The sequence below is a fragment of the Novosphingobium sp. PhB55 genome (assembly GCF_004368805.1).
Lineage (GTDB): Bacteria > Pseudomonadota > Alphaproteobacteria > Sphingomonadales > Sphingomonadaceae > Novosphingobium.
Genome location: NZ_SODQ01000008.1, coordinates 423,765 through 433,360, shown reverse-complemented (window position 1 = coordinate 433,360; position 9,596 = coordinate 423,765). Strand labels below are relative to the sequence as shown.

Here is a 9,596-nt window from a genome sequence, read left to right as displayed (position 1 = left end):
CTCACCACCGAGGCCGGATCGCTCAACGACCAGGCCGCCCGCTTCGATACCGGCGCGCGCAGGCAGGAGTTCCGTCTCTCCTCCGTCGCCTGACGGCGTATCGCCCCGAATGCCTGCCCGGTTCGAAGATCCGGACAGGCATTTCGATGTGCGCCGGTTAGTCCGGCAGGGCGTCCGTCTGCCGCAGCGCCTCGCCCAGTGCGAGCGCTGCCGAGGTCGCCAGGTTCATGGAGCGGACCTGCGGCCGCATCGGGATGCGAAGCCGGGCGTCGCAGATATCCGAGACATCGACGGGAACGCCCGCGCTCTCCTTGCCGAACAGCAGGATGTCGTCGGGCCTGAACGTGAACGTGTAGGGCGATTGTTCGCTCTTTGTCGTGAAGAGGACCAGCCTGCTCGCGCCGATCGTGCTTCGGAAAGCCTCGAAATCGGCGTGGCGCGTGATGGTGACGTGGTCGATGTAGTCCATGGCGGTGCGCCGCACGCGGCGGTCGTCCCAGGCGAAGCCCATCGGCTCGACAAGGTCCACGGCCGCGCCGAGGCAGGCGCTCAGGCGCAGGATGGCGCCGACGTTTCCAGCGATTTCCGGTTCGAAGAGTGCAATGCGCATCGAGGCTCATTGGCCCCGGTCGATGCACCATGCAAGCCCGCGCATGATGCATGCCGACCCGCGTTTCAGCGCAGCCCCAGGTTGGCGGCGAAAGTCCGGCCTTCGTAGTCGCTGCGGAACACCCCGCGTTTCTGGAGGATCGGCACGACCTCGTCGACGAAGTTCGTGACCGAGGAGGCCATGACCGTGGGCGTGAGGTTGAAACCGTGGCACCCGGTTTCGCGCCAGATCTCCTCCAGCCTGGCAGCGACCTGTTCGGGCGTTCCGACGATCTGCGGCATGCCCACCGCAAGGCCCCACTTGATGGCGACTTCGCGCAAGGTGAAAGGGCGGTCGCCCAGAACCGAGGTGAAAGCCTTCATCAAGCCCTGCGAGGCCTGCGTCGCCTGTTCCTGCATCGGCTGATCGAGTTCGATGCCGGAAAAATCCACGCCCATCGTCCCGGAGAGGCGGGAGAGGCAGCCGTCCAGCGGCAGCCGTTCGATGAGATCGTCCAGGTGTCGCTGCGCTTCTTCCTCGGTACCGCCGAGGATCGGCTGCACGCCGAACAGCACGCCCGGCGCCTTGCGGCCGAGCCCGGCGGCGGCTTCGTCAAGCTGGCGCATGGTGCGCTGCATGCCGGGCAGGTTGGGCTGGATCGCGAAGACCACGTCGCCATGCTCGATGCCGAAGCGCATCCCGCGCCCGGAGGTGCCGGCCTGGAACAGCACCGGCCGTTTCTGAGGGGAGGGCAGGACCGGCCCGACCGTCTGGCACTTGTGGAACTCGCCCTTGAAGTCGACGAATGCGACTTTGGCAGGATCGGCATAAACGCCCGCGTTCCGGTCGGCGAGCACCGCACCTTCGCCGATCGAATCCCAGAGGCGGTAGCAGATCTCCATATATTCGTCGGCCGCGTCGTAGCGGCGGTCGTGCTCCAGCTGTTCCAGGCCGAGCGCGCGATGCTCGCCGCGCAAGTGCCCGGTCACGATGTTCCAGCCGACGCGCCCGCCCGAGAGATAGTCGAGCGTGGAAAGCTGCCGCACGATCGTCCAGGGGCGGTAGGAACTCGTGGACATCGTGGTCGCCAGGCCCAGATGCTCGGTGGCGGCGGCGAGGGCGGAGAGCAGGACCACGGGATCGTGATTGGGCCAGCAGATGCCGTACTTCACGGCGTCCTCGTGGCTGTCGCGGTAACGGTCGAACACGCCGGGCGTGTCGGCGAAGAACAGCCCGTCGAACCGGCCGCGCTCAAGCGTGCGGACAAGGTCCTGCCAGGCCTTCAGGTCGGCCATGGCATCAAGCCGGTTGTCGCCGGGGGCCGCCCAGCTGAGCACGGTGTGGTTGATCGGGGAATGGATCTGGAAGCTGACCAGATGCATTCGCCGGTCTGCAGCCTTTGCGGTCATTGGCTCTCTCCTCGCAGCTCAATTATGCCGGTTTCCCGGGGGCCGGTTTGCAGGAAGCACCGAAGCCGACGATCGCCGGCCTCGGGACTCCCTGCAAGACCCTGCCGGACCGCTAGCGGTCCCCTCCCCAGGTGCAGTCGTGAATCTCGATGCCGAGTTCGGCGACGATCCTGTCCATGCCGAGGATCCCGAAAAGCACTTCGCCTTCGCCGATGCGGCGGCGGAATTCGACTTCGGCGGCGGCGCGTGCCTCCGCCCTGTCTACAGTCTGTTCTATCAAGGCGCGCGGGATCACCAGCACCCCGTCGGAATCGCCGACCACGAGGTCTCCGGGTTCCACCCGCACCCCGTCGGCCACCACCGGCACGTTGACGGCGGCCGGCCCGCGTTTCTTCGGGTGCTCGACCGAGACGGCGGTGGACCAGACCGGATAGCCCAGCGCGCGGATGGCATCGACGTCGCGCATGGCGCCATGCACCACGGTCCCGGCCAGGCCCTTGCGCTGCGCATATGTGCAGGCGACATCGCCCCAGAGAGCGCCCTGATGCCCTCCGCCATTGGTGAGAACCAACACGTCGCCCGCTTCGGCCACCCAGAGGGCGGCGTGGATGGCGAGATTGTCGCCGGGGAAATTCCATGCGGTGACGGCGGGGCCGCAGAGTTTCTGTCCGGGCGCGATCGGCGTCATGGCAGGGCTCATCAGCCCCATGCGCCCGGCGATTTCACCCAGGCCCTCGTGCAGGTCGGCCACGCCGAACCGGGCGGCGCGGGCGACCAGGGCGGGATCGGGTCTCGGGATCTGACGATAGATGACGGACTTCAGCGGCGCGGTCATGCAAGGGCCTCCGGATTGAGCAGGGTCTTCGGCCGCTCCCCGCGGCTCACGTCTTCGACGACTTGCGCGACGTTCAGGGCCATGTCGCGCATGCCCGCCTCGGTCACGCCGGCGACATGCGGAGAGAGCAGGCAGTTCGGCAGAGCGAACAGCGGATTGTCGGGCGCGGGCGGCTCCGCCTCGAAGACGTCGATGCCGGCGCCGGCGATCTGTCCCGCCTTCAAGGCATCGGCCAGTGCCGCCTCGTTGACGATGCCGCCGCGGGAACAGTTCACGAGGATCGCGTGGCGCGCCATCATGCCCAGTTCCACGGTGTCGATCAGGCCGCGCGTGGCTTCGGTCAAAGGCGTGTGGATGGAGATCACGTCGCGGCGCAGGATCTCCTCCAGCGGCAGCGGTTCCGCCCCGGCCCCGCGGATCTCCGTATCCGGCACCATCGGGTCATAGGCCGCGACTTCCGCGCCGAAGCCGGCTGCGCAGATCCTTGCCACGCAGCGGGCAATGCGGCCGAACCCGATGAGGCCCACGCGCGCGCCGGTCAGGTCGCCCAGCCGCACCGTCCATCGTTCGTTCCAGCGACCCTCGCGCACCAGGCCGTCCATGTCGCGCGTGCGGCGCAGCAGGGCCAGCATCATGGCCACGGCGCCTTCGGCCACGGCAGTGGAATTGTTGCCGCCGGGGGTATTGGCGACGATGACGCCGCGTGCGGACGCGGCGGCCATGTCGATATTGTCCACCCCGGCGCCGTGCTTCACGATCGCCTTCAGCCGCGGCATCGCCCCGAAAATCTCCGGGCCGAGCGGGCTGGTGCGGATCACGATGACGCTGGTTTCGGCGAGCCGGGCGTCGTCCCGCCAGTTCGCCGGTGCGATGATATCGTGTGCCTGCGACATCCGCTCTACGCCGATGGCATGAATCGGGTCGATGATGCAGACGAGCTCGCGAGAACTCATGGGACCTTCACCTCTCCAGCGATATGTATACGTGTTGTTGCTGTTTGGAAGGTTAGGTCCTAAAAATCGGCCGTCAAGCGGAGGGAGGTCTGTTTAATGTATCCAATAAGTGCAAACCGTCTGGGCGATTTCAGGAGAGGATAGGAAGCATGTTCGCAGCGCCGCCCGCCGTCATGGCGGAAGTTTTCTGCCGCATTCCCGACACGCTGCGCCGGTTCGGCGAAACCACCGAATGGGCGCGCGTGCAGCTTCATGGCGCCGCCGCACCGGTCTTCCTCGAAGGGCCGGTCTTCGACGCAGAGGGCAACCTCTGGGTGACCGACATTCCCTGGGGCCGATTGTTCCGCATCGATCCCGAAGGGCACTGCGAGGTGGGTTTCGAGTACGAGGGCCAGCCCAACGGCATGAAGTTCCTGGCGGACGGACGGCTGCTGGTGGCGGATCATCACAAGGGCATGGTGATCTGCGACCTGGCCAGCGGTCAGTCCGAGGTCTGGTTCGACCGCTATCTGCTGGAGCCGTTCCTGGGCTGCAATGACCTGACCATCGCGCGTAACGGCGATATCTATTTCACCGATCAGGGCCAGTCGGGTTGGCAGAACCCCAATGGCCGCCTGTTTCGCGTACGCGCCGGCAGCGGGCGGCTGGAACTGCTGCTCGATGGCATTCCCAGCCCCAATGGCCTCGTGCTCAACAAGGCCGAGACCGCGCTCTTCCTGGCCGTTACGCGCGCGAACGCGGTCTGGCGCTGCCCCTTGATGGAAGACGGCGCGGTGGTGAGCAAAGTCGGAACCTATATCCAGATGTCGGGTGGTTCCGGCCCCGACGGGCTCGCCATCGACGAGGACGACAACCTGGCGGTCTGCCATGTCGGCTTCGGCGCCGTCTGGCTGTTCAGCAACCGGGGAGAGCCGATGCTGCGGATCGACGTGCCGGAAGGGCGCTATACCACCAACGCAGCCTATGGCGGGCCGGACAATCGCTGGCTCTATTTCACGGAATCAAGCACCGGCACCATCTATCGCACCGAGATGCCGGTGCCGGGGCGCCCGATCTTTACCGCAAGCGTCTGAAATGCCGGGACGCCATGACTGCCGGGTGGCAATCATGGCGTCCCGTCGATGGGCTCTGGATCAGAAGCGGAAGCGGACGCTGCCCTGGACGGTACGCGCCAGAGTGCGGACGCCGAGGGGAAGCAGGTCCTCGCTGCCGTGATAGCGGTAGACATCGCTGCCCAGGATGTTCGAGGCTTCCAGCGACAGCGTCATGAACGATATGGGCGTATAGTTGATCGCCGCATCGAGCCGGTCGGTTGCGCCGTTATAGGGCGAATACCGGGCGCGGTCCGAGCCCTGGCCGTCGAGCCAGAAGCCGATGCGATAGGACGAGCGGTAGTTGTAGGCCACGCGTGCGCTGAAGCTGGGCGTGTCGTAGAACAGGGTCGCGTTGGCCGTCCACTTCGAGGTGTTGGGGGAGTCGAACTCGCCCGGGAAGCTCTCCTCATCGTCGTATTCGACGCGGGCCTTGAGGATGTGCGAGGCGTTCAGGCTGACGCCGAAGTTGCTGAGAATGCCCGGCAGGAAGTCGAAGAACGACTGGACCGTGCCTTCAAGGCCCACGAAAGTACCGTCGCCTGCGTTCCGCTGCTGCTCGACATAGCCGAACGCGGCGCCATAATCTGCAAGGTTGACGCCGTAAGCCGCCATTTCGGCCGCCGATGCCTGTTCGCGGCTATAGAGCAGGAAGCCGGTGGCCTTCTTGTAGTAGCCTGCCAGCGAGATCTGGCCGCCGCGACCGAAGTAGTATTCGGCGCTGACGTCGAAGGCCTGGTCGCGTTGCGCCTTGAGGCTTGGATTGCCGGCATAGACGATCGGCGGATTGCTGGTGAGGTTAAGCGAATAGAACGGACGCGCGTCGGCAAAGGTCGGGCGTTGGACGTTCGTGGAGTAGGACAGGCGCAGCTGTGCTTTCGGCGTGAAATGGATGACGGCCGAGACGCTGGGCAGGATGTCGGCGTAGTTGCCCTGGCCCTCTGCGGCCTCGACGATATCTTGATTGCCGTTGGAGGCATCGCCCGGCCGGTAGCTGAAGCTGCTCGACGTGCCCCAGGTGTTGGTGAAGCGAGCGCCGATCAGCCCTTCGACGGGGATGGTGCCCATGTCGAAGCCGTAATTGATCTGCGCATAGGCCGCGAAGTTCTTTTCGTTGGAGCTGAACGTGGACCCACGGTCGCTCGGCGGATCGATGGTGGAGAAGCGCGCGGCATTGGCGGGATCGTACTGCTGGATGAAGGCGCGAACGTCGTCGATCTGGCTCAGCACCAGGGAGCCGGGGATGCGGTACCACTGCATCGTCGATCCGCCGATGTCGGGGCCGACCTGGGATGCCATATCGTAGCCGGGGAACAGGCTGAGCGGGGCGGGCGCGCCGTTCACGCGGGGCAGGCCATCGCGGTAGCCGTAGTAATTGCTCGTACGACGCTGGTTGAAGCGGCCACCGACCTGCAGGCTGCGCAGCAGCGAGGTTTCGCTGAGCTGGATCGTCAGGTCTGCCTGGGCCGCGAATTCCTTGTTCTTGGAGCCGCCGAGATTGTCCTGGAAGCGGTCGACGCCGTAGGACGAGACGTCGTTCAGGTCGGCACCGTTGAGCGTGATCGAAGGTGCGCCCTTGCTGTAGATGTCCGAGGCGAAATCGACGGAGGCGGAGGTCAGGCCCTGAGGCTTGAGAATGCTTTCGACGAAGTAGTTACCCGTCTTCGACCAGTTGTACTGCACGCCGGTATTGATCTGGACTTTGTCCGAATGCCAGTGCGCTTCGAAGTTCGTGGTGTAGAGATCCGAGTGGATCGAGTTGTACAGGGAATCGATGCCGGCATTGACGCCATTGGCGTTGCTGACGGTCAGCGATTTTACGGTTCTGCCGTCGGGCATCAACACGATGTCGCTGTAGTTGCTGGCGTAAGGCATGTCCTGGACGTAGAGACGCTCCACCGAGCGCTTTTCGCGTGATCCGACGTAGCCGCCTTCCAGCACGAAATCGAGCTTATCGCTGGCCTTCCACTGCAGAACCGCATTGATCGAAGGGCGCTTCACGTTGCCCTGCTCGATGCCGTACTGCGCGCGATAGGGAATGACGATGGTATTGCCGCCAACGACAGTCTGCGTGGGCGACTCGCTCTCGATGAAGTTCTCGCGGTAGTTGGTCTTGGTCCAGGAGCCGTTGAGCAGGAAGCCGATCTCACCGATACCGGTCTCGATACGGTCGGCAATCAAGAGACTGCCGTAAGGACTGACTTTCTCGGACTGATCGTCGTAGGAGCCGCGAATGCTGCCCGCGACTGTAAGGCCCTTCTTGAGATCGAAGGGGCGGCGCAGTTCGACGTTCACGGTGCCCGCGATGCTGCCTTCCACCTGATCGGCCGACCGGGTCTTATAGACGTCTACCTGCTTCAGCAGTTCCGCCGGAACGTCGGAAAGGTCGATCGAGCGGCCAGCACCGAGGTTGGTGTTATTGCCGTTGATCGTCGTCTGCACCTGGTCGAGGCCGCGGATGGTCACGCTCTGGCCTTGTCCGCGGGCGCGTTCGATCTGCACGCCGGTGACGCGCGCGAGGGCTTCGGGGACATTGTTGTCGGGCAGCTTGCCGACGTCTTCCGAGACGACGGAATCGACGATCTGCTTGGAATTCCTCTTCTTGGTGGCGGCGGCTTCGACACTGCCGCGCACGCCGGTAACGAGGATGTCCACGGGGGCGGCCTGGCTCTGGTCCGACAATTCGGAAGCGGTGCCCAGCGTGCCCTGTGCCCATGCAGGAGCAGCCATCCCGACCGCGACGATCGAAGTCAGCGCCGTCGAAAGCTTCAAGACTCTCAATGATTTCATCGAAAAACCCCCTGTTTTGATCCGCGGCACCTTCGATCCGATGCCCTTACTTATATCGTATACGTCCTACGATATTCGTAACGAGTCAAGGCGATTGTGACGGTTTGGAAACATTTTTGTCCGACTAGATGGGGTTCGGCGACAGATCCGAAAAGCGGATGGCAAAAGAGGCGCGGGTTTGTAACCCGCGCCTCTCCTGAGCTTTTTTGAAGGTTTGCTGACCCGTTCGGTAAGATCAGGAGCAGCTATCCAGTGGCGAATTGTCCGAGCGGACGGCAATGGGCTGAGGCTTCGGAGCCAGGACTTCCCATTCCTGGACGGCCAGTGCCGCATGGGTCTTTCCGTCCGTGGAGGCGTCCATCACCGCGCGGAGGCAGCGGGTCGTGATCGCAGGGAACGAAACATCCTGGAACGCGCCGGGGGTCGTACCGTAGGCGCTGGCCCTGGGAACGGTTTTCCAGCCGCGCTTGCCGGTAGAATTCCAGTATTCGAGATGCCAGCTCGCAGGCGGCGCCACGCCCACGCCGGATCCGGCCGGCTGGTCGTTCCAGAACCACAGGCGCGACCCGTCGATCGTCACCGGCTTGTCCCAGCGATATTCGATCCACTGACGCGGCGGGTTGTTCGGTGACCAGCTGCCCCACATGTCGGGCGGGAGCGGTGCTTCCTTGACGGCGCCGTTGTTCAGGGCCTTGATCCAGAACTGCACCGGCACGGGATCGTTCGAGGCGGTGGCCCAGGCCGCGCGCGCAATGTTGCGGCTGGGCGGCAAGGGGGGCTGCGGGCGCAAGGTCGGCACGACGGTGCGAATGCGCGCGGGGACAACGCTGTCGTCCCATTCCATCCTGTCCAGCGCGACGCTGCGGCGGAAGTGTCCGCCGCCTTTCGCATCCGCCGTGTGATAGGCAAGGTACCACTGCCCCTTGAACTCTACCGCGCCCGGATGGGAGGTGGTGGAGGATACGGGATGCAACATGACGCCCCGATAGGTCCACGGTCCCATTGGAGAGGGCGCGCTGCCATAGGCGATGCAGGCATAGTAGACGGCCTGCGTGCAGTCGGATTTCGGGCCGGCGTTGTTGCCGGCGTAGAGCATGTAATAAGTGCCCTTGCGTTTCATGATCCACGGGGCTTCGAAGAAGCCGGTCAGGCCGGTGACGGTCTGCTCGGGTCCCTTGGGCGTGATCATGTCACGTGCTAGTTCCATCCCGCGAAGCTGGCCGAACGTGCCCCAGTAGATATAGACCCGCTGATCGTCGTCGACGATCACGGTGGGGTCGATGTTCTGGATCTTGTTGGGGTAGGGCACCTTCTGCGAGATGATCGGACCGGCTGGATGGGCATCGCGCCACGGCCCCAGCGGACTGTCGGCCACGGCCACGCCGATCGCGAACTTGTCCTCGGCGTTGCTGTCTCTCTCCAGCACGGGGGCATAGAGGTAGTAGCGCTTCCTGCCGTCTGCGGCGCGAGGCCCCTCGACGATCTGGCCGGCGTAGGCGCGGGCCTTCTCGGCCCAGGCGAAGACATTCTCCGGCTTGATGATGGCAGGGTAATGCGTCCACTTGCCGGAGGCGGGATCCGCGGTCTTCAGCAGTTGCCATTCGGGCATGATGAAGTCGTTGACGTCGCTGGCCGCCTCGTCGCGACCCGTGAGGATCCAGAGCTGGCCATCGGCGACGAGCGGCGCCGGGTCGGTGGAATAGTAGTCGCCGTCGGCGAGAATAGGATTGCCGGGCACCGCAAGCTCGCGGCTGACCGGGGCGGCTTCCTGAGCGCCGACCGCCGCCGGCGAAAGGCCGATTCCCAGGATCGCCGCCCATGCGCAGGCCTGGGTTCGGACCGAGGCGGCACCGCGGCCGAAGGGAAGGGCAGGGCGCCGGCCAGTTCCACGCCTAGATGATTGCACGCTGATACTCCTATCGAATATCG

7 protein-coding genes are annotated in these 9,596 nt (G+C 64.7%); 1 reads left to right on the top strand and 6 read right to left on the bottom strand.

Annotation, left to right across the window (positions count from 1 at the left end):
- Positions 1-157 precede the first annotated feature (157 nt).
- The 4 genes from EDF57_RS21425 to EDF57_RS21410 form a co-directional block, all read right to left on the bottom strand.
- Entirely contained in the window at positions 158-610 is a 453-nt protein-coding gene (locus EDF57_RS21425) for a tRNA (cytidine(34)-2'-O)-methyltransferase (RefSeq protein ID WP_134095710.1), read from the bottom strand.
- 65 nt (positions 611-675) lie between these two features.
- On the bottom strand, positions 676-1,998 hold the full coding sequence (locus tag EDF57_RS21420) for an NtaA/DmoA family FMN-dependent monooxygenase (RefSeq protein ID WP_243841195.1): 1,323 nt from the start codon (positions 1,996-1,998) through the stop codon (positions 676-678).
- 112 nt (positions 1,999-2,110) lie between these two features.
- A complete protein-coding gene (locus EDF57_RS21415) occupies positions 2,111-2,833 on the bottom strand; it encodes a 4-carboxy-4-hydroxy-2-oxoadipate aldolase/oxaloacetate decarboxylase (RefSeq protein WP_134095709.1) in 723 nt (240 codons plus the stop codon).
- The gene (locus tag EDF57_RS21410; RefSeq protein WP_132266100.1) at positions 2,830-3,786 is read right to left on the bottom strand and encodes a hydroxyacid dehydrogenase; all 957 of its coding nucleotides are present in this window, start codon (positions 3,784-3,786) and stop codon (positions 2,830-2,832) included. The genes EDF57_RS21415 and EDF57_RS21410 overlap by 4 nt, the downstream gene beginning before the upstream one ends.
- 149 nt (positions 3,787-3,935) lie before the next feature.
- Here EDF57_RS21410 and EDF57_RS21405 point away from each other — a divergent pair, with 149 nt between their 5' ends.
- Positions 3,936-4,859: an SMP-30/gluconolactonase/LRE family protein gene (locus EDF57_RS21405; protein WP_134095708.1), complete on the top strand. Its 924-nt coding sequence runs from the start codon at positions 3,936-3,938 to the stop codon at positions 4,857-4,859.
- Positions 4,860-4,919: 60 nt separating this feature from the next.
- Here EDF57_RS21405 and EDF57_RS21400 read toward each other — a convergent pair whose 3' ends face one another.
- The gene (locus tag EDF57_RS21400; RefSeq protein WP_166675343.1) at positions 4,920-7,649 is read right to left on the bottom strand and encodes a TonB-dependent receptor; all 2,730 of its coding nucleotides are present in this window, start codon (positions 7,647-7,649) and stop codon (positions 4,920-4,922) included.
- 253 nt (positions 7,650-7,902) lie between these two features.
- On the bottom strand, positions 7,903-9,573 hold the full coding sequence (locus tag EDF57_RS21395; protein WP_243841194.1) for a family 43 glycosylhydrolase: 1,671 nt from the start codon (positions 9,571-9,573) through the stop codon (positions 7,903-7,905).
- Positions 9,574-9,596 lie beyond the last annotated feature (23 nt).